General features: G+C 42.7%; 18 protein-coding genes. 14 read left to right on the top strand and 4 right to left on the bottom strand.

The window, feature by feature from the left end; all coding sequences use genetic code 11:
• Positions 1-183 precede the first annotated feature (183 nt).
• The 7 genes from AK823_RS10555 (at position 184) to AK823_RS10525 (ending at position 7,783) form a co-directional block, all read left to right on the top strand.
• On the top strand, positions 184-1,092 hold the full coding sequence (locus AK823_RS10555; RefSeq protein WP_068329042.1) for a LysR family transcriptional regulator: 909 nt from the start codon (positions 184-186) through the stop codon (positions 1,090-1,092).
• A 392-nt stretch (positions 1,093-1,484) separates the two neighbouring features.
• Complete coding sequence (gene otsB, locus AK823_RS10550; protein ID WP_082785704.1) at positions 1,485-2,528, top strand: trehalose-phosphatase; 1,044 nt, start codon at positions 1,485-1,487, stop codon at positions 2,526-2,528.
• A complete protein-coding gene (locus tag AK823_RS10545; protein ID WP_068329039.1) occupies positions 2,503-4,236 on the top strand; it encodes a trehalose-6-phosphate synthase in 1,734 nt (577 codons plus the stop codon). Before otsB ends, AK823_RS10545 begins: the two co-directional genes overlap by 26 nt.
• A 13-nt stretch (positions 4,237-4,249) precedes the next feature.
• Complete coding sequence (locus AK823_RS10540) at positions 4,250-5,368, top strand: acyl-CoA dehydrogenase (RefSeq protein ID WP_068329034.1); 1,119 nt, start codon at positions 4,250-4,252, stop codon at positions 5,366-5,368.
• Positions 5,356-6,192, top strand: coding sequence for a PIG-L deacetylase family protein (locus AK823_RS10535; protein ID WP_068329024.1), 837 nt, complete (start codon positions 5,356-5,358; stop codon positions 6,190-6,192). The genes AK823_RS10540 and AK823_RS10535 overlap by 13 nt, the downstream gene beginning before the upstream one ends.
• Positions 6,176-7,030: a class I SAM-dependent methyltransferase gene (locus tag AK823_RS10530; RefSeq protein WP_068329020.1), complete on the top strand. Its 855-nt coding sequence runs from the start codon at positions 6,176-6,178 to the stop codon at positions 7,028-7,030. Before AK823_RS10535 ends, AK823_RS10530 begins: the two co-directional genes overlap by 17 nt.
• A gap of 78 nt (positions 7,031-7,108) precedes the next feature.
• The gene (locus tag AK823_RS10525) at positions 7,109-7,783 is read left to right on the top strand and encodes a glycosyltransferase (protein WP_068329019.1); all 675 of its coding nucleotides are present in this window, start codon (positions 7,109-7,111) and stop codon (positions 7,781-7,783) included.
• A 75-nt stretch (positions 7,784-7,858) separates the two neighbouring features.
• On the opposite strand, the gene AK823_RS10520 is transcribed toward AK823_RS10525, so the two are convergent.
• The gene (locus AK823_RS10520; RefSeq protein ID WP_265732905.1) at positions 7,859-8,200 is read right to left on the bottom strand and encodes a DUF3817 domain-containing protein; all 342 of its coding nucleotides are present in this window, start codon (positions 8,198-8,200) and stop codon (positions 7,859-7,861) included.
• A gap of 93 nt (positions 8,201-8,293) precedes the next feature.
• Between AK823_RS10520 and AK823_RS10515 the strand changes: the two genes are divergently transcribed.
• Positions 8,294-8,944, top strand: coding sequence for an IS1595 family transposase (locus tag AK823_RS10515; protein WP_068325289.1), 651 nt, complete (start codon positions 8,294-8,296; stop codon positions 8,942-8,944).
• A 267-nt stretch (positions 8,945-9,211) separates the two neighbouring features.
• On the opposite strand, the gene AK823_RS10510 is transcribed toward AK823_RS10515, so the two are convergent.
• A complete protein-coding gene (locus AK823_RS10510) occupies positions 9,212-9,598 on the bottom strand; it encodes a DUF1971 domain-containing protein (protein WP_068037256.1) in 387 nt (128 codons plus the stop codon).
• Between the two features lie 439 nt (positions 9,599-10,037).
• Here AK823_RS10510 and AK823_RS10505 point away from each other — a divergent pair, with 439 nt between their 5' ends.
• Positions 10,038-11,519, top strand: coding sequence for an MFS transporter (locus AK823_RS10505; protein ID WP_068329013.1), 1,482 nt, complete (start codon positions 10,038-10,040; stop codon positions 11,517-11,519).
• 68 nt (positions 11,520-11,587) lie between these two features.
• On the opposite strand, the gene narL is transcribed toward AK823_RS10505, so the two are convergent.
• Positions 11,588-12,247, bottom strand: coding sequence for a two-component system response regulator NarL (gene narL / locus AK823_RS10500; protein WP_068329008.1), 660 nt, complete (start codon positions 12,245-12,247; stop codon positions 11,588-11,590).
• Positions 12,248-12,371: 124 nt separating this feature from the next.
• On the bottom strand, positions 12,372-14,294 hold the full coding sequence (locus AK823_RS10495) for a histidine kinase (RefSeq protein ID WP_228138851.1): 1,923 nt from the start codon (positions 14,292-14,294) through the stop codon (positions 12,372-12,374).
• Positions 14,295-14,714: 420 nt separating this feature from the next.
• Between AK823_RS10495 and AK823_RS10490 the strand changes: the two genes are divergently transcribed.
• The 5 genes from AK823_RS10490 to narI all read left to right on the top strand — a co-directional run bounded on the left by AK823_RS10490 (position 14,715) and on the right by narI (position 23,615).
• The gene (locus AK823_RS10490) at positions 14,715-16,094 is read left to right on the top strand and encodes a NarK family nitrate/nitrite MFS transporter (RefSeq protein WP_068329003.1); all 1,380 of its coding nucleotides are present in this window, start codon (positions 14,715-14,717) and stop codon (positions 16,092-16,094) included.
• Between the two features lie 549 nt (positions 16,095-16,643).
• Positions 16,644-20,402: a nitrate reductase subunit alpha gene (locus AK823_RS10485; RefSeq protein ID WP_068329000.1), complete on the top strand. Its 3,759-nt coding sequence runs from the start codon at positions 16,644-16,646 to the stop codon at positions 20,400-20,402.
• A gap of 66 nt (positions 20,403-20,468) precedes the next feature.
• Positions 20,469-22,007 carry a nitrate reductase subunit beta gene (gene narH, locus AK823_RS10480; protein WP_068037235.1) on the top strand — a complete coding sequence of 513 codons (1,539 nt, stop codon included), beginning with the start codon at positions 20,469-20,471 and terminating at the stop codon, positions 22,005-22,007.
• Between the two features lies 1 nt (position 22,008).
• Positions 22,009-22,872: a nitrate reductase molybdenum cofactor assembly chaperone gene (narJ, locus tag AK823_RS10475; RefSeq protein WP_082785703.1), complete on the top strand. Its 864-nt coding sequence runs from the start codon at positions 22,009-22,011 to the stop codon at positions 22,870-22,872.
• A gap of 17 nt (positions 22,873-22,889) precedes the next feature.
• The gene (narI, locus tag AK823_RS10470) at positions 22,890-23,615 is read left to right on the top strand and encodes a respiratory nitrate reductase subunit gamma (protein WP_068328997.1); all 726 of its coding nucleotides are present in this window, start codon (positions 22,890-22,892) and stop codon (positions 23,613-23,615) included.
• The last annotated feature ends 140 nt before the right edge of the window (positions 23,616-23,755 follow it).

The raw sequence follows: 23,755 nt of genomic DNA, 5'->3' as shown, positions 1-23,755 counted from the left end.
GTGATTGTTATTTTTATTGCCGAAGCATTGCCGGAGAAACGAAACTAAAGCTGCAATGTCTAAGTTGAATCTATTATTACTGGTTTTAATTGGCTTGTATATAAGGATAAATGTGAATCACTATTGCTTTTAAGACAATAATAGAGCGAAAATGAGTAGGTGTTTCTTAAAGGGAGAAGTGAGTTGGATCAATTACGGGCAATACGCTATTTCAGTAAAGTCGCCGAAACAGGCAGCTTTACCAAAGCGGCGAAGGTGTTTGATGTGCCGCCCTCATCGCTCTCAAGGCGAGTCGCTGATTTAGAAAAGAGTTTGGGTGCGACGTTATTAAAGCGTTCGACCCGCATCGTCAAACTGACAGAAGTGGGGCAGATTTACTATAACGATGTACAGCAAATATTAAGTCAGTTAAAACAAAGCCATGAAACGGTTCGCAGTTACCAAACCACGCCAATGGGACGTTTGCGCATCAGCTCAATGGTGGGCTTTGGTGAAAAAATCCTATTGCCATTGTTGGATGAATTTAGCGCGTTATACCCTGAGATTGTCCTAGATGTTAGCTTAAGTGATGAATTATCAACGCTGGGACGTGACGATGTTGATATCGCTATTCGTGGTGGTTACGCACCCAATGAGCGTGTATTAGCGATAAGGCTCATGGATAATGGGTTTATCCCTGTCGCTTCACCAAGCTATTTAGAAAGATACGGTATGCCTAAAAATGTGATGGAGTTAAAGCAACATAATGGTCTGTATTTTAAAGCGCCAACAGGGCCAACGCCTTGGTTATGTCATGTGGATGGTCAATGGCATGATGTCTCAGGGCCAGCGATCACGATTTCAAATAATGGGCCGTGGCTGGCGAGAAAGGCTTGTGAGGGCGAAGGTATTCTGATGTCAACTCGCTGGGCATTAGCGTCATATCTTGAATCAGGGCAGTTGCAAGAGCTCAAGTTTGAGCATGAATTGGCAATCACGCAACATGCTGATATGGCCGTGTATTTGTTATATCAAAAGCAGCGCTATCTAGTGCCAAAAGTAAAAGCAGCCGTAGATTTTTTGGTTGCAAGAATAAAAGTGGAAGCGTCATGAAAATAATCATCAATCAAATTGATATTACCGACTATAGTTAATCTTAAATACACTTCTTAGAACGTGCTACTGGTATAAATTTTCCTTGCGTGCTGCTATAACAGAGGCTGCGAAAAATTCATCCCAGTAACACGGTATTCCTTTTATGCTGGAGCGACTACATCAAGTATTAATAAATTATGAACTAAAAGACTTACACTAAAGAAATTTATACCAAATTGAATACTTTTGCCATCACAGGGTAGCTGGCTTTATGGCAAACTTGTTAGTAGGTTATTATTGTTTACAAACAAATACTTACGAACATGTTAGCTTTTAATACATAATTTATTTTGAATATGAATTAAATTAGGCTAGACACAACGTCCTATTAAAAAGAAAAAGGAACGAGCGTGACTTCAGGAAGAAATCATAGCTTAAATACGCCAGCTATATACATCCAACCAAATAATTTTGCTGATTATTTATCTCATCAGCGAGATTATTGTTTGTTTTTGGATATAGACGGTACGCTTGCAGATTTTACCCTTGATCCAAAAGATAGCATCATCCCAAATGCAACATTATTGCTTTTACAACGAATACAAAACTATGGGGTACAAGTCGCCATCGTGACAGGGCGTAGTCTTGCTGAAGCAAGGCAAATGCTCTCACCTTTACAATTGCCAATTGCAGCAACGCACGGATTAGAAATAGCACTTAATGGTAGCTTTAATAGTGCTATAGGCAAAAAAAACGACAATAACGTTACAAGCACCGCGCATGTTGATAATGCCGAACTTACTGCTATAAGGCAGATTACTAGCCAATATAGTGCGTCATATAGTGACTTAACCATAGAAAATAAGCCTTATTCCGTTGCTTTGCACTTTCGTAAAAATCCTACGTTAGCCAATGTGGCTCATACCATTATGCTAAAAACCTTAAGTAATTATGCTAACTGGACGTTGAAGCAGGGTAAATACGTCTGGGAGATTGTGCCAAAAGGAGCGGATAAAGGTACAGCGATCTTAACCTTGTTAGAAAAAATGCAAACTGACAAGGAGCTATGTGCCATTTTTATTGGTGATGACATTACCGATGAGGCAGGTTTTATTGCTGTACAAAATGAAAACACAGTATTTGAAAACGAAGTATCCAAAAACAAGGTAAGTGAAAAAAGAGCAATACAAAAATTCTGTAGTTCAACGAATAGCTCAGTGAATAGTTCAGTAAAAGGTATGGGTATTAAAGTAGGTAGTGGGCCAACATGTGCTCATTACTACGTAAATAATATTCACGAGGTAACAGTTCTACTTGATAACTTTTTAAGCTTTTGCCAATTTGTCTTTTATCAAAGAAACGCCACTTTATCGTCTGATTTAGCAGACGCTAATCTTCCATTGCTGAAAGAACAACGAGATAAATCATATGAGCCGATTAATCGTCTTATCTAATCGGGTAAAAATGCCCGATGGCAATCCAATGGCAGGCGGGCTTGCAGTAGCCTTGCACGACGTATTAGTAGGAAATTCAGTCATCTGGATGGGTTGGAATGGTGAGGTTGTTGAGGCTGATGACAACTGTGATAACAATGAATTCAGCATCAATAAACAAGCTACTTCAGCATATATGCATGAGACCAATGCAGAAGTCACTTATATGACTACGGCCCTAACGAGCAAACAATATCAGCACTTTTACTGCGGTTTTGCCAATAATGTGCTGTGGCTGCTACTGCATGAGCAACCTGATTTAATGAGTCAAACAGCAGAGGACTATGCAGGTTATCAAGAGGTAAATAGCCTCTTTGCCAGGCAGTTAAAAAAGATTATTCAAACCGATGATGTGATTTGGGTACATGATTATCACTTTTTAAGCGTGGCGTATTATTGCAAGCAAATGGGTATGACAAATCGTATCGGCTTCTTTTTGCACATTCCGTTTGCCCCGTTAGCATTTTGGCAACAGCTTGAAAAAAGCTCTGAACTGATTAGGTATCTTGCTCATTATGATGTGCTCGGCACCCAAACTGAGCAAGATAAAACCAACTGCATTGACGTATTCCAACATTATTTAAAGGATGAATTTTTAGAAAAAAGTCTTTTGAAAAGCAGGTATGTAAAAGATAGCTATTCACGAGACAGTTATTTAAAAGATAGGTATTTGCAGGAAATTTTTTCAAAATCTTCTCTACCAAGCACTTTACATGCCGAGCAAAGTTTTTCCAAAACTACAAACTCCGCTGGTGTACAGCTGATGCTCAATATAGACTTGAGTATTCCGCATCGTCTAACAATCAATGCTTATCCAATCGGCGTTAATGTAGACAAAATCCAGCAGCAAGTTAGCCATTTATCCTCACATTTCTCATCCCAGTTTGCAAAACATACGTATAAAGATAGCGCTACAAAGCCTGCCGCCCAGCAAATAATAGCGGTAGATAGAATTGATTATTCTAAAGGTTTATTAGAGCGTTTTTCAGCGTATGGTTCTTTTCTACAGCAAAACCCAGCCTATCAAAATCAGTTAAAACTATTGCAAATTGCTTGTCCTAGCCGTTTAGATTTACCGGTTTATCAACGGCTTTATAAAAGTGTCAAACAAGCAGTCAATGATATCAATCAGCAATTCTTACCTAATGAATATCAAGCGGATGCCTTTGAAATTGGTTTTTTGGATGCTGATGCTTTGATAGACGATTTGACAGACGACTTAACAAATAATTGGCAGGCGATTACGTATAGCGAAAAAGTGTTGAACCACGAGACATTGATGAGAGCATTTTGGCACAGTGATATTGGTTGGGTAAATTCACTCAAAGATGGTATGAATTTAGTCGCCAAAGAATATATTGCTGCCCAAAATCCTGAGAATCCTGGGGTGTTATTGTTGTCAGGCTATGCAGGGGCGGCTGAGCAAATGCAAGCAGCGGTGATTGTCGATCCGCATCAGCCAAAAAGCATAATACAGGGTTTAAAAACTGCCTTGACGATGCCATTAGCGCAGCGAAAGTCTCGCTATCAGACGTTATTGCAAGGACTGCAGCAAGATGATTTACACGCTTGGCAGCAAAATTTCTTAGATGACCTATACGGTGGCAACAGACCTCAGACAAATAACTCGCATTCAGCCAATATCCATACGTTTGACTTACAAGAATAATTAGGAAACCCCTATGTTACGGTTAAATGCAGAAAGTTCTTTGTTAGAAAACATTCAAGCTGTTGTAGAAGAGATTCTAGCCGCTAATAATCAAGCGCTCAGCACGCTTTGTATAACTGATAAATTGCGCCATGAGATATTAAATACTTTAGTCACTTATAGCGATAGAATTCCTCATCCTGCTAGTGCTGCCGCTGATGTTAAAGAAAACAAATGTGAAACTAACTCAAATACATTCATCCGCTGGCAAGTTTTGGCTTATGTGGCAGGTATTGATTTGACGATTGCCAAATGGTTTGAATCACATTTGGATGCGCTCAGTATTTTGCATGAAGTGGGTTATGACAAACCGGCACAAGGACTATGGGCGGTTTGGGCGGCAGAGGGACATCCTCTGAGCTATCAAGAGGGTAAAGTTACAGGCATCAAAGCATGGTGTTCGGGGGCAAATATTGTTGATCATGGGCTAATCACTTATCGAGATGAGCAAGGTCATTCGCAGCTACTTATAGTAGATATGCAGCAAGCTGGCATTGAGATTGACAACAGGGCTTGGCAAGCAGTCGGCATGCAAGCCACTGATACCGCCACCCTACAGTTTAATGGGGTGGCGGCCAGTAAGGTTGGGGCAGCAAATGTGTATTTAGAACGGGTGGGATTTTGGCATGGGGCAGCAGGGGTTGCCGCTTGCTGGTATGGCGCAGCGACCTGTCTCGCAGGCTATTTAATCACCGCGTATCAACAAAAACCGAACGATTATAAAGCCATGTATTTGGGGCAAATTGGGACAGCATTGGCAGTCACTCGGCAGTATTTTTATCATGTTGCTCACTTAATAGATACCCAGCCGCAGCACAGCCATGAGCTTGCTATTCGTCAATTAAGAGCAAACGTTGAGCAGGTGGCGCGCCAAGTACTGGAGGGCGTCGGACAGGCATTAGGCGCAGCACCGTTTTGTAATAATGCTCATTTTGCAAGATTAGCAGCAGATTTGCCAGTATTTATTCGTCAAAGTCATGGCGCGTTTGATCTGCAAAAGATTGGCGAGTTATCTAGTGTTTTAGCTGGCGAATCAGCTAGCAGCTTGACCAGCGACTTAACTGATAGGCGGGAGAACATATGGCAACTATAATGCCTAGTAAGGCTGACTCTATAAAAGATAATATTATAAAAAGCAACCATCCGATTGTTGGCGACCGCGTTATTAAAGGCGATGGTACCAGTCAAGACGCGTGGCAAAATTGGCAAGGGCTGCACAATCTGCCTCGATTAAATATGGCGAAACACTTTCCAGCGCACCAGCGGGTGTGTATCTTTGCGCCACATCCTGATGATGAAGTATTAGGCTGTGGTGGTCTGCTGCAACAACTGGCTATTAATGGCAATCCAATCTTTCTTATTCACGTGACTAACGGCACACAAAGCCATCCAGACTCAAGGATTTATCCGCCAGAGCAGCTTGATATTATCCGTCCGCAAGAAAGTATTAAAGCATTAGCTGTATTGGGCATAGCTCATCAAGTGACGACTATTGCCCTAGAATTGACTGATGGCGATGTATTCGCTGAGCAGGCACAGTTTAACGAAAAGTTAGCAGCCATTATCCAGCCTGACGATATTTTAGTGACGCCCTTTATTCATGACGGACATCCTGACCACGAGGCAACAGGGCAAGTGGTCGCCGGATTTGCTAAGCAGCATCATCTAGCCTGTTATCAAGTATTGATTTGGGCGTGGCATTGGGCACAGCCTGCCGATAGTCGTATTCCTTGGCACTGTGCTGTCAGAGTTGATTTAACCGATGAGCAAGTACAACGTAAATCTCAAGCTATTGCTTGCTTTACTAGCCAAATTACCGTTGATGAGAGTACGGGTAACCCGCCTATTTTATCGGCTCAAACCATCGCCAGAATTAGCCAACCTTGGGAGGTTTATTTGTATGAGCCACAATCCTAAATCTACGCCGTCAATGAATCTTGACAGTTTAAACGTTGCTAGCGCTACTTCAATAGACTGTACTCAATCTGACTCTCAATCCCAATCCCAATCCCAATCCCAATCTGATACCTATTCAGAGACGTATTTTGATGCGTTATATAGTGATAATAGCGACCCATGGCAGTATCAGACCCGCTGGTATGAAAAACGAAAACGTGAAATGTCTCTCGCAGTTTTGCCACAAGCAGAGTATGACAATGGCATTGAATTGGGCTGTGGCAATGGTGTATTTAGTAAATTACTGGCCCGTCGTTGTCAGGCTTTGCTCAGTATAGATGGTAACACTCAGGCGGTACAACTTGCCAAACAACGCTTGGGAAAGTCATCGCATTCTAAGGTGATACAAGGAGTTATTCCTCACGTATTACTGAGTTTAGACGATGCGCTTCTACAAGCGTATCCTTTATCGGATGGCGCATCTGCTAATAAACCACCCTTTGATCTAATCGTTATTAGTGAGATTTTATATTATTTATCGCCCATTGATATTGATACGGTTATCACTTGGATTAAACAAAACCTAGCTGTAGGCGGTACATTGTTGTGCTGTCATTGGCGCTATGCCATTGATGGCTTTGCGATGACGGGGGAGACGGTGCACCAACGTTTACACCGAGCGTTTAATGTGACAAATAATGAAGTGGATCGTTCAACTGTTACTCATCCAATTTTTACTCATCCCGCTTTTATTCACCCTGCTTTTACTCATCAAAGCCAGATTGTAGATAGTGATTTTTTATTAGATGTTTGGCAACACTCTCCAAAGTCCGTTGCTATGCAAGAAAACTTAATATGATGGGGTATAACCGCGTATGACAGTCTGCAAAATAGTGGGTGGCATGTTGGGCGGTATAAGGGGAGGCACAGCGTCGACATGAAAATCGCTATCGTGATTCCCGCTCATAATGAGGCGATGACTATTGCCAATTGCTTGGCATCGGTTCAGACCGCTATTGCGCAATTACCCTCAACTATTGCGGCGTATCCGCTGGTGGTGCTTGATAGCTGCACTGATGAGACGCTTACGATAGTCAAAGGTACAGGCGTTGATTATATAAGCTATGATTATCGCTGTGTGGGACGGGTGCGAGATTTGGGTATTCGCCATGCGATTACACATGGCGCAACTTGGATTGCCTGTACAGATGCCGATTCAGTAGTGACTAAAGATTGGCTGGTGCAGCAAATTACCCATATTACTGACCAGCCCACCGATATGATTTGCGGCGTGGTGAGCGTTGATAGCTGGGTGAATTTAACCCCGCAAACGCGCGCAGATTATATGGCTCATTATCAAGATATGATGGGACATCGCCATATTCATGGGGCAAACTTAAGTTTTAGCAGTGAGGCCTATCTCACCGTTGGCGGCTTTGCCCCATTAAGGTGCCATGAAGATGTGGATTTGGTTAAAAAATTTGAGTCCAAAGGCTATGCTATTACTTGGAGCAATCGCGTCCGTGTGATTACTAGCAGCCGTTTAGATGCTCGGGCGACAGAAGGATTTGCCGCATTTTTAGCAAATTTAGAAAAAGGCAATTTGCAGTAGCTGTTTAGAACAGCTACTTTAAGCAATTATTTAAAGCAGCTATTTAAAACAACTTAATCCCCAGCAGAACTTATCTTAGGCTGCTATCTTCTCGTTTTTACTTAAGCTTTTTTTCAAAAAGTGGTCGAATATAAATGGGCCAAACGGTAAAAACGAGCCGAGCACACCTGCGGGCATAGCCCAAAGCGGCATTTTAATTTTGATGGTTGAGCCCATGAGTATTACGATGTAGGCGATAAATAACACGCCGTGTGCCATACCGACATATTTCACAGCTTCTGGAATGCCCATCATATATTTTAGTGGCATGGCGATGCCGAGCAACAACAAGAAGGAAGTACCTTCTAGATAGCCCATGATGGTAAGGTTTTTTAATGCGCTGTTTTGCTTTTTTGTGAGGTGAGGTGTTTGTTCGATAGTTGGCTGAGCCTGCGACACTGTATTTTCCTTTGGTTATTATTAATAAATAAGGGGCTGTCCTAGATAAGTAAAATAATCTAGGATAGTCATATGAGAAAGAGTAGATTAAGTTGGTACAAACAAACTAAGCTTATCGAACTATTTGTTGCCGGTTCTACCGCAAGAACAGCAGCAAGCTTAGTGGGTGTTAATAAAACAACAGCCAGCTATTACTTTCACAGGCTAAGACTACTGATTTATGAAAATAGTCAGGAACCTGGCCTTCTAGAAGGCGAAATAGAAGTTGATGAGAGCTACTTTGGCGGCAGACGCAAAGGCAAACGTGGTCGCGGTGCTGGTAACAAAGTTCCTGTTTTTGGACTGCTTAAGCGCAATGGTAGCGTCTATGCTTGTATCATCCCTAATGCCAGAGCTGATACCTTAATCCCTATTATAAGAGAGAAAGTAAAGCCTGATAGTATCGTTTACACAGACTCCTTTAGAAGTTACAACGCACTTGATGTCAGTGAGTTTACCCATTACCGCATTAACCATTCAAAAGAGTTTGTACAAGACAGTAATCATATTAACGGAATAGAGAACTTTTGGAGTCAAGCAAAGCGTCATATGCGTAAATATAATGGCATCCCAAAAGAGCATTTCCATCTGTTTTTAAAGGAATGTGAGTGGCGTTTTAACTACAGTGATCCGAAACGTCAATTACGTCAGCTAAAACAATGGGTTAAAAAGGAACTGAACTAGTTATCTAGGACAGCCCCATAAATAATTTAGGGTTAATTCAATGTTGCTATGATACTGGCTTCTCTTAGGGCTTTGAAGTGTTAGTTTGTGTCAGCAGCTATTTAGTACTTTGCGCCTAGATCGCCGTACTTGTTGAGCCTTCAATTGACATGCGTTCGATGATTGTTGCTTATGTGGTAGTGCAAAATCCAAAAATCCCCAGTTTAATGACTGGGGGTTTTTTTAGCTGAGTTTTTAGAACCAACACTTACAGTATATATAGGGTCATCATTGCTCATCAGGCTTATCAAATAACTTCTTAATAGGTTTGCTATGAATGGTAGAGCTGTTGAACAGTGACTTGTTAGCAGTATCACCTTCGGTCCAAAAGTTGATATTGAATTGTGCGTCGTCACTCAACTCTACGCGATGCCAGTATTGCGGTGGACTAACGGCAAATTCTCCTGCTTTAATGACTATGGTCTGCTCCGGTTCGGTAGCGGCTTCGTTGGCAAATCCGTAAAAGGTGACAACACCTTGCATGACACAAATTTGGCCAAATACGCCCTCTGCAGTATTGTGATGAGTTAATAAGGCTTTGGGAACTTTATCTTTGGTAAAAAAGTGCGTAGAGCGTTTTATTTTCCAGTGACTTGGGATGATTGCACGAGTCATGATAGCTCCTTGGTTAATAAGTCTTTTGTTTTCAGTTTATTTTAAGCTTGTTCTTAAATATTAATGATAATCATTCTCACAATATAACAACTTATAGACTGTTTTACTATGGTCAGTCCTAAATAAAAGAAGTACATAAATTATAATCCACTACTGGAATAAATTTTCCTTGCTTGCTGTGCCTACGCAGACAGAGGCTGCGCAAAATTTATTCCAGTAGTGCTGTATTTATTTTATAGTGGATCTACTATATCGTCATGCGACTTTAAGTATTAAAAAGTATAAAAGAAATGAGTGATAGCTTTTAATCCTCATTAAGTAGTATTAAAACTAGGTTTTATACTGCTTTTGCTCAATAGTTAAGGCTACTACTTATTGCTATCTTGTTTCCATCAGAACTATTCATAACTGACAAGTTTTATGGTGGAGAGTATTTATCATGCATGCAAAAGAGCTGCTGGAAATGGAGCGCCGTGAGATAAGAGCGCTTCACTATACGTGGATTGCTTTTTTTCTTACCTTTTATGTTTGGTTCAATATGGCGCCACTCGCGACGTCTATGTTACAGACAGAAAGCTATTTAACCTCAGATCATATCAAGCTCTTCTTGATTGCAAACGTCGCTTTGACCATTCCTGGCCGAGTGGTTGTGGGCATGGCCTTAGATCGTTTTGGGCCTAGAAGGGTATTCTCTATACTGATGGTAGTGATGGCGATACCTACATGGTTTTTCGCTTTTGGTACCTCAGCCATGCAGCTATTTGTCGCGCGTTTATTTATGTCTATCGTGGGTGCAGGCTTCGTCGTCGGTATTCATATGACGGCGCTATGGTTCAAGCCTAAAGACATTGGCTTTGCGGAGGGGTTCTATGCTGGTTGGGGGAATTTTGGTTCAGCAGCAGCGGCGATTACTATTCCAACGGTAGCACTGCAGTTCTTCGGTGGTGATGATGGGTGGCGCTGGGCGATTGCCTTATCAGGCTTGCTGATGGCTATATACGGTGTTGCGTACTGGTTTTTGATAACAGATGGGCCTACAGAAGATACCCACAAAAAATCACGTAAGTCGGGCGCATTAGAGGTCTCAAGCTGGCGAGATCTTTGGCTATACTGCCTATTTACTATTCCTTTGTATGGCATCTTAGGAGTATTGGTTTATCGTACTAAAAACATGGGTTTTTTAAGCGAGACCGGTGCTTGGGCTTTCTATCTCCTTATCGCCGCTGTCGTTATTTATCAGATTTATAAGGCGATTAGCGTCAATGCACCCATGCTAAAAGCAGGTATTCCTGAAGATGACAAGTATCCGTTTAAATCCGTTGCTGCCCTCAACGTAAGCTATTTTGCAAACTTTGGCGCTGAGCTTGCGGTGGTCTCTATGCTCCCGATGTTTTTTGCCGCGACTTGGAAGCTTGATCCTACGGTAGCAGGTCTTGTGGCTTCAACTTTCGCTTTCGTTAATTTATGGGCGCGTCCGCTAGGAGGTTATATCTCTGATCGTGTCGGTAATCGACGCCTAGTTATGCTGATATATATGTTTGGCATCGGTATCGGGTTTGGGCTAATGGGACTGCTAAATGCAGAGTGGCCATTATTTATCGCCGTCGTTTTTACCATTCTCTGCTCAGTGTTTGTGCAAGGAGCGGAAGGGGCGACCTTTGGTATTATTCCATCAATCAAACGTCGTTTAACGGGCCAGATATCTGGTATGGCAGGCGCGTATGGTAATGTGGGCGCAGTATTCTATTTGTTCATTTATACCTTTGTAGAGCCAAGCCAGTTCTTTTTAATCATCGCTGCAGGTGCGTTTATTGCTTGGATGGTTTGTTTCTTCTGGTTAAAAGAGCCTGAAGATGCCTTTGGTGAAGACTATAAGATGTCATCGGTAGATCTGAAAATTGCCAAAGAATACAACGGTTGATAGTGTTTTTTCTGTCTATGAAAAAGCCACCTAGCGTATCGTTAGGTGGCTTTTTTTAAACTATAAGCTTATTTGGATAAATGATTTACTGTCCAAACAGCAGCTTCTACGCGCGTCCGTAGGCCAGTCTTATTCAGAATATGTTTAACATGAACTTTTACCGTTGATTCTGCGATATCCAGTTTATTGGCAATCATTTTATTACTGAGCCCTTGCGCAATCATTTGAATGACTTGTAATTCTCTAGTAGTTAGATTGCCTGCGATATCGTCGATGCTAGGTTTGCGCAATGTTTGTGCCAGTATCGATGCCAGATTTGGACTGATGACCAGCTCTCCTCGCAATACTTTTCGGATATCAACGATGATCAATTCAGGTTCCATATCTTTTAGTAAGTAACCATCTACTCCCAATTTCAAAGCTTCCTGCACGTCTTCGCCACTATCGGAGACAGTGAACAACAAGGTTTTTACCTCAATATCTCTAGCCCTAATTTCTCTTAAAGTTTCAAGGCCAGTCAGGATAGGCATTTTATGATCTAAGATAACCAAGTCTACTTCATTATTTTCTAAAAATGCTAGTGCCTCTTGTCCATTACTGGCCTCACCAACTACTTTTACATCGTTCTCAAGGCTCAATAATTCTGCAATGCCTCGGCGCAACATAGGATGATCGTCGACTAATAAAAGCTTAGCTGGAGATGTAGGGGTATAAACATTGATACTCATAACACACTCGCAAATTAAAAATTCTACAAAATAAGGGGTTTAAGTTTTCAAAAATTATAAGTCTTCAAAAATAATAAGCTATCATCAATTCATAATAATCTTGATACGTACTGCTTTTAGGAGCTTATAAATGAGCCTCTTCGGTTGCATACTCTTCAAAGAAGTGGGGAATAAATTTAGTCGTGACGATCGTTCCATGGGGTTCTTTATTAGATACCACTAATTCGCCGCCCAAGTTATGCGCACGCTCTTTCATAATCATTAAGCCGTGATGCTGAGACTGGTCTACAGTGCCTGATATTCCGACTCCATCATCTACAATGGTCATGACAATATATCTATCTTCATCGTAACTTAAGTCAACTTCTACTTTGGCTGCTTGCGCATGCCTGCTGATATTTGATAATGCCTCTCTGGTAATTTGAATCAAATTTACCTGTTCATTAGCATTTAAATTTAGCGTCATCACTCTATTATTTACCACGACATGGAAGTCACCTTTTAAAGAAAACTCGTTGGCGGTCTCATGCAAAGCATCGTCAAAGTTATCACTGTCTATAGTGAGACGAAAGGTAACCAATAAGTCGCGCAGTGATTGATAGGCTGAATTGAGGCCTGCTTTGATCTGATTAATACTCTGCAAAATATTGGCTGCATTGGGTTCGCCGGATGCATTGTCTAAGCGCTTCTCTAAGACGCTGACTTGGATTTTTAGATATGATAGCGACTGAGCTAAAGAATCATGTAACTCCCTTGCGATAGTGGTTCTCTCTTCAAACAGTATAAGCTGATGCTCTTGCTGACGCTGTTTACGTAAAGATAAAGCGGTGCTAATAAGGTTAGTGAGCGCGACAATCAGTTCACTATTTTCAGAATTTAGATAGGTACTGTCTATCTCTATCGTTTTGATACGCTGTGAGGATTGGTTGCTTGGTTCTTTATCGTCTAGCGCCAATTCACTATTCATCAGCAATGTTGATTTAGGTCGAACTTTAAGCTCACCAAATTCAACTTTTTGATGAGCAATAGGGTAGGTCTTGGTATGGGCATCTTCTTTAATCAGGCAGTTGTCACAGTTGAGCTTGGTACATAGCTCTTTCATTTTGTCATCATGTAAGGCTATAGAGTCTTTATCATGTAGAGCATTATTTTGAATACATAAAGTGAAGTCTAAATGAGGAAACAGGTCGCCAAAGTCTGTGATTAAATTATCGAGCCGATGTAAGCTCACTTGACTGGTGGTTAGGTGTTTAGAAAAATCATAAAACAGCGATAACACTTGGTTGGCCTTAACTAAGTGCTGGGTTTTTATCTGTACTTCATTTTCAAGTAAACGTTGGTGAGTCTCAATGGTGCTCGCCATATCATTAAAAGAGTTGCCAAGTTTATTAAACTCTTCATAGCCCGATATCGAGACTCTAGTATCGCGCTTGCCTTGTTTAAACTGACTGTTAGCTTGGATGAGGCGTTTGACAGGTAGCAGCACGTTTTGACGCAGCTTTTGCATACCCACTAACATAATAATGATAGTCAGCACTAATGACACAACTTGTAGAGACTGCTGCCAAGTCTGACGTTGCTCATTTCTATACTGTAGCTCACTGACGAAGCTATCCACGTCCTTAATATACTGAGATGACACAGCATAAAATCTCTGCTTATCTTGCAATAACAACGCAGGTTTCAAATCGCGAAGCCACTGTGATTCAATTATTCTAAGTTCATTGTTTATCACTTTATGTTCATTGGCATTGGTTGATTGATATTCGCGCAATGTCGTCAGCCTATCTTCCATGTCTTCAATGAGTACCTGTACTTTTTCAGACTTCCCTTTATCGAGATAACTTAACTCATTTTGTTCTTGAGCCCTATTTGCTGTTTGATCAGCTGCTAGGCCATTAATTGCTGCGTCATTTTGCTCAAGACCGATATTCAAATTAGAAGGATAATCTTCGGCAAAGTCAGTCGCTAACTGAAAGTTAATACGATAAGTTGCCATACGTATCGAGCCTGCGGTATTAATGGCTTGCGCATCTGATTCAGACATCCACGCAAGCATGCCGCTACCTATTGCGGATATAAAGCATAGGATAGAGATTGTAAATATAGCAGCCCAAACATGTAGGGGTAGAGAATGACGTAACAGACGACTATTCATAATTAATAAGGTTTTACCTCTCAGGGAGTATAGGTTTATAAGCGTTTCGACTTTTAAATATTTGCAAAACATTCAAGAGTACAAGCCCCAGTATAAATCTATCATTAATGGGTCAATCTTTAATATACCTCTAAAGCAGTAGTTCATTTAGCGTGCTAAATACTACCTCTTCCAAGTATCGGTCTACCACTACGTACTAATACTAATAGGCGTGATAACACAGTACCGTAAGTTATCACTTTTTGTTAGTGCATCAAGTGAGTGTTAGTGATTATAACTAGGCATAGCCGATACTAAGTGAGGAATAACATGAGCAATGATTACAACTTCAAAGGTGGTAAGCTCATTACTGATTGGCGTCCTGAAATAGAAGAGTTTTGGGAAGGAGGTGGCAAAAAAGTCGCCAAGCGTAATTTATGGATATCGATACCGTCGCTACTGCTGGCGTTTGCAGTGTGGATGGTATGGAGTGCGGTTATCGTTCGCCTCCCTGAGATTGGCTTTGCTTTTGATAAAGAGCAACTGTTTTGGTTGGCGGCACTGCCGGGATTGTCAGGGGCGACGCTGCGAATATTTTATTCCTTTATGGTACCGATCTTTGGCGGTAGACGTTGGACGGCTATATCGACGGCTTCTTTATTAATTCCGTCATTATGGATGGGGTTTGCGGTACAAAATCCCGATACACCCTTTATGATATTTGCCATCATCGCACTATTATGCGGCTTCGGTGGAGGTAACTTTGCCTCATCTATGTCCAATATCTCGTTCTTTTATCCAAAAGCGGAACAGGGCACTGCGCTTGGTCTCAATGCAGGCCTTGGTAATTTAGGCGTGTCAGTCATGCAGTTCACAGTACCGCTAGTGATACTGTTTGCAGCATTTGGGTCGCTAGGAGGGAATCCTCAGGTATCTGAGACAGGCACCTTGTTCTATCTACAAAATGCTGGTTTTATTTGGGTGCCATTTATCTTGTTATTTTCGGTATTGGCTTGGTTTGGGATGAATGACATCGCCACTGCTAAAGCCTCCTTTAAAGACCAGTCTATTATCTTTAAGCGTAAAAATAACTGGATCATGTGCATCCTATATATGGCTACTTTTGGCTCGTTTATTGGCTTTTCAGCGGCATTTCCTATGCTTATCAAGCACTCGTTTCCCGCGATAGATGCCTTGAAATTCGCCTTTTTGGGTCCATTGGTAGGGGCACTGTTTCGTCCATTTGGGGGTTGGTTATCCGATAAGACCAGTGGCGCTAAAGTGACTTTTTGGAATTACATTGTCATGGTGTTAGCGGTACTGGCAGTGATGTACTTTTTGCCTAGTGAAAGTAGAGAAGGCAGCTTTGTTGGCTATTTTATCTCATTTATGGTGTTGTTTATCACAACTGGCATTGGTAACGGCTCTACCTTTACGATGATTCCTATCATTTTTAGAACGTTGCATGAGCGCCTTAAACCAGAGAAAATTGGGACAGAAGCGCTTTTCGTAGAGATACGCAAAGAGTCAGCTGCAGTCGTAGGCTTTACCTCAGCTGTTGCCGCTTATGGAGCGTTCTTTGTGCCAAAAATGTTTGGTTCAGGTTTGGGCGTATTTGGTACTTTTATCGCTTTAATAATCTATTACCTCGTTTGTATTGTCTTAACGTGGTGGTATTACAGTCGTAAAAACGCTGAATTCCCAAGCTAGCAATAGGTTTCTAATAAGAACATATAGTCGTTCCACTGTAAAATAAATACAGTGCTACAGGGGTAAATTTTGCGCAGCCTCTATCTGCTAGCGACAGCAAGCAAGCAAGCAAGGAAAATTTACCCCAGTAGCGTGTTATAGTTTTTGTACTTGTTTTAGACAGCCGCCATAGTGTTAAAATTTTTCATCATGCTACTTGCTTCTGTAAGTAGCATTTTTTTTGGCCATTTTTCGATGTTTTCTTTGGCTATTTTCCCATTATTTATTTATGTATTGGCTAAGCGCCCTTAGTCTTATTGAATGGGTGATTTGGCAATAGTATTTTTAAAGTGGCTACCACTAAGGGAGTAGTGATCTGCCTATCTTAGATAATAGTAAGACCTCTAGCGCTTCCCTAAAATGATGATATCGAAAAGTATTTATAGCTTTTATATCAAGATTTCATATATAGAGAGACCAATTCGTACTCAGCTATGCAGCCAATGCTAAGAACATTAGTCAAACTAATCGTAGACCATAAACATAAGCTACAAAATAGAGGATAGCAAAATGAGTCATTTACTCGACCAATTCCGCTTTTTTAAACGCAAACAGGGAGAATTCGCCGGTGGACATGGCGAGACACGTGATGAGGCTCGTGATTGGGAAAACGTTTATCGCAGCCGCTGGCAGTATGACAAAATCGTCCGCTCGACTCATGGCGTCAACTGTACTGGCTCTTGTTCATGGAAAATCTATGTCAAAAACGGTCTAGTCACGTGGGAAACTCAGCAAACTGACTATCCAGAAACCCGCCCAGATCTACCAAATCATGAACCGCGTGGCTGTCCTCGTGGGGCAAGTTATAGTTGGTATATGTACTCTGCTAATCGGGTTAAATACCCAAAAGTGCGTAAGCCTCTATTAAAATTATGGCGCGAAGCCAAAGGGCAGTATCCAGATCCAGTCGATGCATGGGGCAGTATCGTAGAAGATCCTATCAAAGCAGAACAGTATAAATCCAAGCGCGGGCTTGGCGGCTTTATACGCTCAACGTGGAGCGAAGTTAACGAAATCATTGCTGCCAGCAACGTCTATACTGCCAAAGTTTATGGTCCTGATCGGATTGTTGGCTTTTCACCGATTCCTGCGATGTCGATGGTCAGTTATGCGGCTGGTAGTCGTTACCTATCGCTTATTGGTGGTGTTTGCTTGTCATTTTATGACTGGTATTGTGACTTGCCACCAGCGTCTCCGATGACTTGGGGCGAGCAAACAGACGTGCCAGAATCAGCCGATTGGTACAACTCTGACTACATCATCGCTTGGGGTTCTAACGTTCCGCAAACTCGGACACCGGATGCGCATTTCTTTACGGAAGTTCGTTATAAAGGCACCAAGACGGTTTCTATTACGCCTGATTATGCGGAAGTTTCTAAGTTAACGGACTTATGGCTGAACCCTAAGCAAGGTACTGATGCCGCAGTCGCGCAAGCCTTTTGCCATGTGATTATCAAAGAATTTTACCTCAAGCAGCCTAGTGATTATTTCTTGGATTACGCCAAGCGCTATACGGATTTGCCAGTCCTTGTGATGCTAGAGGGTGAAGAGGGCGCGCGCCGTGCTGGTCGTTATCTACGAGCTTCTGATTTGGTTGATAACTTAGGTCAAGAAAACAACCCCGAGTGGAAAACCATCGGACTCAATCATGATGGTGAATTGGTGTCTCCGCTTGGTTCTATCGGTTATCGCTGGGGCGAGAAGGGCAAATGGAATCTTGAAAGTAAAAACGGTACGACAGGCGCAGAGATTGACCTGACGCTTACGCTAAAAGATAGCGCTGAGACCTGCGTCGTTGGCTTTGATTACTTTGGTCATGTAGATCATCCGCACTTCACCTCAGTACCGGGCGAGCCCATCCAACAAAAAACCGTCCCATGTAAGACTATACAACTGGCTGACGGCACGACCGCTGTCGTCGCGACCGTATTTGACTTAACGGTTGCCAACCTTGGTGTCGATAATGGCGTTGGCGGCGAGCATGTCACTGATGATTATGATGATGCCACCGTACCGGGCACGCCTGCTTGGCAAGAGGTAATTACTGGTCTTAGCCGTGAGCGCGTTATCCAAGTCGCGCGTGAGTTCGCTGAAAATGCGCATAAGACTCATGGTAAATCAATGATTATCATTGGTGCTGGCATGAACCACTGGTATCACCTAGATATGAACTATCGCGGTGTCATCAATATGCTCATGCTTTGTGGCTGTATTGGTAAATCAGGTGGCGGCTGGGCGCATTACGTTGGTCAAGAAAAGTTACGTCCTCAAACCGGCTGGTTACCGCTGGCGTTTGCCCTTGATTGGCATCGTCCGCCGCGTCATATGAATGGTACAAGTTTCTTCTATAACCACAGCTCACAGTGGCGTCATGAGACCATCTCTGCCCATGAAATACTCTCGCCACTCGTCGATAAGAAGTTCTTCCCTGAGCATATGCTTGACTACAACATTCAAGCAGAACGGGCAGGTTGGCTGCCGTCAGCACCGCAGCTGAATCGTAATCCGCTAACCATCGCTGCCAAAGCCAAAGAAAGTGGCAAAGAGGTTGAAGAATATGTGGTCGATTCTCTAGAAGATGGCAGCTTACGCTTTGCTTGTGAATCTCCTGATAATCCCGCTAACTTTCCACGGAATATGTTTATCTGGCGCTCAAACCTATTGGGCTCATCAGGTAAAGGGCATGAGTATATGCTCCATTATTTCTTGGGCACCAAAAACGGTCTGCTCAATGAAGAGAATCCTGCCGGGCATTTACAACCAAAAGAAGTGGATTGGGTAGAAAAAGGCCCGACTGGTAAATTAGATTTGGTTGTCACCCTAGACTTCCGCATGTCCTCAACCTGTTTATATTCCGACATCGTACTACCAACGGCAACATGGTACGAAAAAGACGATATGAATACCTCCGATATGCATCCCTTTATTCATCCATTAACGGCAGCGACAGACCCTGCTTGGGAATCTAAAACGGATTGGGAAATCTACAAAGGGATTGCTAAGAGCTTCTCTGAAGTCTCAAAAGGTCACTTAGGGGTTGAGACTGATGTGGTGACTTTGCCGATGCAACATGATACCCCTGGCGAATTAGCGCAGCCATTTGGTGGTACGGACTGGAAAACCGCAGGTGAAAAGCCAGTACCCGGTAAAAACTGCCCAATGATTAAAGTCATTGAACGTGACTATCCTAGTACTTACGCAAAATTCACCTCGCTTGGCCCTGCCTTAGAAAAACTAGGCAACGGCTCAAAAGGACTGAATTGGGATATGAAAACTGAGGTCAAGCAATTGGGTGATCTTAATTACCGAGTCACTGAACCCGGCATCTCTGAAGGTCGTCCTAATATTAGCACTGCTATTCATGCCTCTGAAACTATCTTGATGTTAGCTCCCGAGACCAATGGTCATGTGGCAGTCAAAGGCTGGGCAGCATTATCTGAGTTCACTGGTCGCGAACATACCCATCTGGCCAAATCGAGTGAGCATGTAAAAATTCGCTTTAAAGATATCGTCGCACAACCGCGCAAAATCATCTCCAGCCCAACATGGTCCGGTATTGAGTCTGATGAGGTGAGCTATAACGCGGGCTATACCAACGTTCATGAGCTTATCCCTTGGCGTACGATCACTGGGCGTCAGCAGTTTTATCAAGATCATCCTTGGATGCAGGCATTTGGTGAGCAAATGCAGCAGTATCGTCCACCTATCGATACCAAGACCACTGAGATGCTCAAAGACGCTAAGCCGAATGGTAATAAAGAGATTGTGCTGAATTTCTTAACGCCGCATCAAAAGTGGGGCATCCATAGCACTTATTCTGAAAACTTGCTCATGCTGACACTAAGCCGTGGTGGGCCTTGTGTCTGGATGTCAGAAGTTGATGCACAAAAAGCCGATATCGTCGATAACGACTGGATTGAGCTGTTTAATGCCAACGGTGCAATCACCGCTCGTGCCATCGTCAGCCAACGGGTCAAAGAAGGCATGACCATGATGTACCACGCACAAGAAAAACTGGTCAACATTCCAGGCTCTGAGCAAACGGGCACACGCGGCGGTATTCATAACTCGGTGACTCGTACTATCTTAAAGCCGACTCATATGATTGGTAGCTATGCTCAGCAATCTTATGGCTTTAACTACTATGGCACTGTGGGTTGTAATCGTGATGAGTTTGTCGTTATCCGCAAGATGTCAAAAATCGACTGGTTAGAAGACAAGCCAGATAACGCATTACCTCGTCCACTGCCAACCAGCATTGATGGGTAAAGGCACTTTTTTCTACTAATACTTATTATATAAATACTTCTTATATAAATGATTGGAGCACACCCCATGAAAATTCGTTCACAAGTAGGCATGGTGCTTAACCTTGATAAATGTATCGGTTGTCACACTTGCTCAGTCACCTGCAAAAACGTCTGGACCAGCCGTGAAGGGATGGAATATGCGTGGTTCAATAACGTTGAAACTAAGCCCGGCATCGGTTACCCCAAAGAGTGGGAGAATCAAACCAAATGGAAAGGCGGTTGGATACGTAATGCCAACGGCAGCATAAACCCACGCATCGGCGGTAAATTCAGAGTACTCGCCAATATATTTGCTAACCCTGACTTGCCAGAGATTGATGATTATTACGAGCCATTCGATTTTGATTATCAGCATCTGCATACCGCACCTATCAGTAACCACCAGCCTATCGCCCGCCCGCGTTCAGCCATCACAGGCAAGCGCATGCAAAAGATAGAATGGGGTCCCAACTGGGAAGAAATCCTAGGTACGGAGTTTGAAAAACGTCGTAAGGATAAGAACTTCGATAATATCCAAGCGGATATTTATGGCGAATATGAAAATACTTTCATGATGTATCTACCGCGTCTTTGTGAGCATTGCCTGAATCCGACTTGTGTGGCTGCCTGTCCTAGTGGCGCGATTTATAAGCGTGAAGAAGACGGCATCGTGCTGATTGACCAAGAAAAATGTCGCGGCTGGCGGATGTGTATCTCAGGCTGTCCTTATAAAAAGATTTACTACAACTGGAAGTCCGGCAAATCTGAAAAATGCATCTTTTGTTATCCGCGTATCGAAGCCGGTATGCCGACCGTATGCTCAGAGACTTGTGTCGGTCGCATCCGCTATCTAGGCGTGCTTTTATATGATGCTGACAAAATTGCTGAAGCAGCTAGCACACCAAATGAGCAGGATATCTATCAAGCTCAGCTGGATTTATTTTTAGACCCTAATGATCCTGTGGTGATTGCTCAGGCATTAAAAGATGGCGTGCCGCAGTCGGTGATTGATTCTGCGCAGCGCTCACCTGTGTATAAGCTGGCGGTAGATTGGAAACTCGCCTTACCGCTACATCCTGAATATCGTACCTTACCGATGGTGTGGTATGTGCCGCCATTATCACCGATTCAGAATGCTGCCGAAGCTGGCAAAGTCGGTATGGATGGTCTTATTCCAGATGTCGATAGTTTGCGTATTCCGCTACGTTATCTTGCTAACCTGCTGACAGCAGGCGATGAAGAGCCAGTACGTTTAGCGTTAAAACGTCTGCTGGCCATGCGTAGCTACAAGCGTATGCAGCTGGTTGAAAAGCAAGAAGTACAAAGTATCTTGGATGACGTGGGTCTTACTAAACTGCAAGTTGAAGAGATGTACCGCTATCTTGCTATTGCTAACTATGAAGATCGTTTTGTCATTCCAACTGCCCATCGTGAAGAAGCATTAAGTGATGCTTTTGCTGAGCGTAATGGCTGCGGTTTCACCTTCGGTGAAGGCTGCTCAGGACATTCTGACAACAGTATGTTTGGTCAACGTAAAGCCAATCGCCGTGATTTCATCGACACTGTACAAAAGTGGGAGTCGTAAGATGCAAACTTCTCAAGTTTATAATGCCAATTCAGTGAATGAGCCAATTGTGCCGCCTAGTATTGGCAATTCAGATCTCAAGCTATTAAAAGTATTGAGCCTACTTATAGATTATCCCAGTAATGAGCTGTTCTTAGGCGATACGCTCGCAGATTGTGCAGAGATAGTGGCGAAATCCACACTCATTAGTCCGGATGTGCGTATCCAGATTATTAATTTGATTGAAGACTTAATTGAGACGGGATCTCTTGAGGCGCAAGCGCGTTATGACGGACTCTTTGAGCGTGGTCGTTCCTTATCGCTTTGGCTGTTTGAGCATGTGCATGGGGAGTCTCGTGATCGCGGGCAAGCGATGGTCGATTTGATGAATCAATACCAAGAAGCGGGCTTTGAGATTAGCGTCAAGGAATTGCCAGATTTCTTGCCTTTATATTTGGAATTCTTGGCTTACCAAGCAGCGGTTATTGAAGATGATATTCAGATTCGTATGGATATCGCTGATGTCAGTCACATTATTGCTTTGCTTGCTGCCAGACTCGAAGACCGTGGAAGCTTATATAAAGGCTGCTTCAATGCGCTATTACAGATTGCTGGCAAGCCGCTCGATATGGTTGATGAGTATCAAGAAAAAATCAGTAAAGAGCAGCGCGACGACAGTTTTGAAGCGCTAGATAAAGAATGGGAAGAAGAAGTTGTCACCTTTTTGGATGCACAGCAAGAAGAGCGCTGTCCCTCGCAGACAAGTACCCAGAGCCTTGCTGCAAAAGCAGGGGTTAGAAAATCTGCGGCCGCCAAAGTGGTTGATGCTCCTGTGCACTGGGTGGACTTCCAACAAAGCCAGAACCAAAAATCATCGGTCAATTAATCGTAAGGAGATAAGACATGGATATTGCAGGTCCTAATTTAGAGGCTCTAGCCGGCCTAAATTGGCTACAGATATTCCTTTTTGGTGTTTATCCTTATATTGCTTTGGCCGTCGCTATCGTTGGTACTTGGGTGCGTTTTGATTTATCGCAGTATTCATGGAAGACTGGCTCTACTCAGATGCTCAGAACCAAAAACATGCGCTTAGCAAGCAACTTTTTCCATGTCGGTATCATTGTCGTGCTACTTGGTCATCTATTTGGATTGCTAACCCCGCATTTTATTTATGAGACCTTTATCAGTGCCGGTAATAAACAGATTGCAGCCGTGGTAGTGGGCGGTATTGCCGGTGTATTTTGCTGGATTGGTCTGGCGATGCTCATGTGGCGACGCTTCACTGATGATCGTATTTCCAACACTTCATCATTCTCAGACAAGCTGGTACTCGTACTCTTATTCGTTCAGCTTAATTTAGGCTTGATAACCATCTTTACTTCTGTGCAACACTTAGATGGTTATACGATGATGAACTTTGCTGGTTGGGCACAAGACATTACCGTCTTAAGACCTATCCAAGCCGCCGCACGTATTGAGCAAGCCGATCTGATTTACCAGCTGCACATGGCGCTAGGTATTACCCTGATTATGATTTTCCCGTTCACTCGATTGATCCATATTATTAGCGCACCAGTCTGGTATTTCGGTCGCCGCTATCAAATCGTTAGGCAGAAAAACTCACAATAGTAATAGTGGTAAGAGTCGCAGTGATAGCAGAAACAGTCGTAAGAGAAAAAGTCACAACAGTGATACAGCATTGATGTTATGATAAGTTATTATAAGATTCATTTTAAATGAATCTTATAATGTATACCAAATAACACTCA

The sequence above is a fragment of the Psychrobacter sp. P2G3 genome, from assembly GCF_001593285.1.
Classification (GTDB): Bacteria; Pseudomonadota; Gammaproteobacteria; order Pseudomonadales; family Moraxellaceae; genus Psychrobacter.
Note: the sequence above shows the minus strand (reverse complement) of the source record. Positions and strands in the feature narration are given on the sequence as shown.

What these genes read in the sequence shown, in the direction of transcription:
- AK823_RS10490 (WP_068329003.1), top strand. Translation starts at nt 14,715, where the DNA reads ATGAGCAATGATTACAACTTCAAAGGTGGTAAGCTCATTACTGATTGG.
- AK823_RS10530 (WP_068329020.1), top strand. Translation starts at nt 6,176, where the DNA reads ATGAGCCACAATCCTAAATCTACGCCGTCAATGAATCTTGACAGTTTA.
- AK823_RS10525 (WP_068329019.1), top strand. Translation starts at nt 7,109, where the DNA reads ATGAAAATCGCTATCGTGATTCCCGCTCATAATGAGGCGATGACTATT.
- narI (WP_068328997.1), top strand. Translation starts at nt 22,890, where the DNA reads ATGGATATTGCAGGTCCTAATTTAGAGGCTCTAGCCGGCCTAAATTGG.
- AK823_RS10540 (WP_068329034.1), top strand. Translation starts at nt 4,250, where the DNA reads ATGTTACGGTTAAATGCAGAAAGTTCTTTGTTAGAAAACATTCAAGCT.
- AK823_RS10535 (WP_068329024.1), top strand. Translation starts at nt 5,356, where the DNA reads ATGGCAACTATAATGCCTAGTAAGGCTGACTCTATAAAAGATAATATT.
- narH (WP_068037235.1), top strand. Translation starts at nt 20,469, where the DNA reads ATGAAAATTCGTTCACAAGTAGGCATGGTGCTTAACCTTGATAAATGT.
- narJ (WP_082785703.1), top strand. Translation starts at nt 22,009, where the DNA reads ATGCAAACTTCTCAAGTTTATAATGCCAATTCAGTGAATGAGCCAATT.
- AK823_RS10485 (WP_068329000.1), top strand. Translation starts at nt 16,644, where the DNA reads ATGAGTCATTTACTCGACCAATTCCGCTTTTTTAAACGCAAACAGGGA.
- AK823_RS10495 (WP_228138851.1), bottom strand. Translation starts at nt 14,294, where the DNA reads ATGTCTGAATCAGATGCGCAAGCCATTAATACCGCAGGCTCGATACGT.
- AK823_RS10515 (WP_068325289.1), top strand. Translation starts at nt 8,294, where the DNA reads ATGAGAAAGAGTAGATTAAGTTGGTACAAACAAACTAAGCTTATCGAA.
- AK823_RS10510 (WP_068037256.1), bottom strand. Translation starts at nt 9,598, where the DNA reads ATGACTCGTGCAATCATCCCAAGTCACTGGAAAATAAAACGCTCTACG.
- AK823_RS10505 (WP_068329013.1), top strand. Translation starts at nt 10,038, where the DNA reads ATGCATGCAAAAGAGCTGCTGGAAATGGAGCGCCGTGAGATAAGAGCG.
- narL (WP_068329008.1), bottom strand. Translation starts at nt 12,247, where the DNA reads ATGAGTATCAATGTTTATACCCCTACATCTCCAGCTAAGCTTTTATTA.
- AK823_RS10545 (WP_068329039.1), top strand. Translation starts at nt 2,503, where the DNA reads ATGAGCCGATTAATCGTCTTATCTAATCGGGTAAAAATGCCCGATGGC.